The 1,059-nt window shown below is 60.3% G+C and carries 2 protein-coding genes; both read right to left on the reverse strand.

Translation table 11 applies throughout. The features are described 5' to 3' along the window. The coding region (locus GY725_10585; GenBank protein MCP4004632.1) for a hypothetical protein at positions 1-287 on the reverse strand (287 nt) is incomplete at its 3' end. Between the two features lie 3 nt (positions 288-290). Continuing rightward, positions 291-476 carry a hypothetical protein gene (locus GY725_10590; protein ID MCP4004633.1) on the reverse strand — a complete coding sequence of 62 codons (186 nt, stop codon included), beginning with the start codon at positions 474-476 and terminating at the stop codon, positions 291-293. Positions 477-1,059: the final 583 nt, after the last annotated feature.

Consider the following 1,059-nt stretch of genomic DNA (forward strand, 5'->3'; position numbering starts at 1 on the left):
ATGCGCGCCGCCTTCACCAGGCGATCGGGCAGCACGAAGTGCGAGTGAAAGTTCTCGTTGAAATGAGCCTTCCCGATCCTGCGGATCCAGTCACGAATCAGTGTCGACTTCCCTGCCTTCGGGGCACCGCTGAGCAGCGAGGTGTGGCCTCTCCAGCAGATACCTGGAAGTATCGACTCAGGTGGCGTGGGATCGTCGCGAGCCGCTTCCGTTCCGGTCACCGGGACCGGGAACGTGAAACGCGTCTCGGTGACGCCTCGCGAGTTCTTGATGTCTTCGAGCGGCATCGCTCAACCTTTCTTCGGCCCGAAGCCCAGCAAGGCTTCGCGTTCTGTTTGAGTCATGATGCCCAGCGGCACCAGTTCGTCGCATACGTCGAGCAGGATAATCTGCTCGATCGCGTACTTCTTCAGGAAGTCCCCGAATTCCTTTTTCTCTTCCGGGGTGGGGTCACGATCGTCTTCATCTTCTTCCATGGTTCAAGGAATTCCTTTCTGGCTTGGTTGCCCTGTTCGCCCGCCAGCGTGCGGTAGAACTGGTGGAGATCCTTCATCGCTTGCCAGCGTAGCGAAGCGACCGCGTAGGTGCCACTGCCGACACCAGTTGCTCGAAGAATATCGTCTCGTCCTTGGAACGTGGTTTGCGACTTCCCGACGATCACCGCGAAGCAATCGGCACGCTCGTCGGCGGTGGACTCGGTGAAGTACGCGGGGAGGCTGTACAACTTTTTCGACGGGAGTCGGGTGACATACGAGCAGTTTCCGTCGACGGCCCGCCACCAGTACGGTGGCAGACCGAAGACGGGGCTCGTCTCTCGGATGATACGGTCGACCATCACGATGCTCACAGCGCCCTCCACACCTGGGCGGCACGCCCAGACCTGGTGGGGCGGCGGTCGCCAGTCGCCTCGACCAGCCCGTCCTTCACCAGCCCCCGCCTACAAGCAGACAGAGACTGGTGGGACATACCGGTCAGCATCTCCAGTTCATCGTCGGTGGACTCTCGCGTCTTGATGAGCGACAGCACCTTCCACTTCATCTCAGTGAGGTGAGGCTTCAC

It is taken from the genome of bacterium (assembly GCA_024226335.1).
Classification (GTDB): domain Bacteria; phylum Myxococcota_A; class UBA9160; order SZUA-336; family SZUA-336; genus JAAELY01.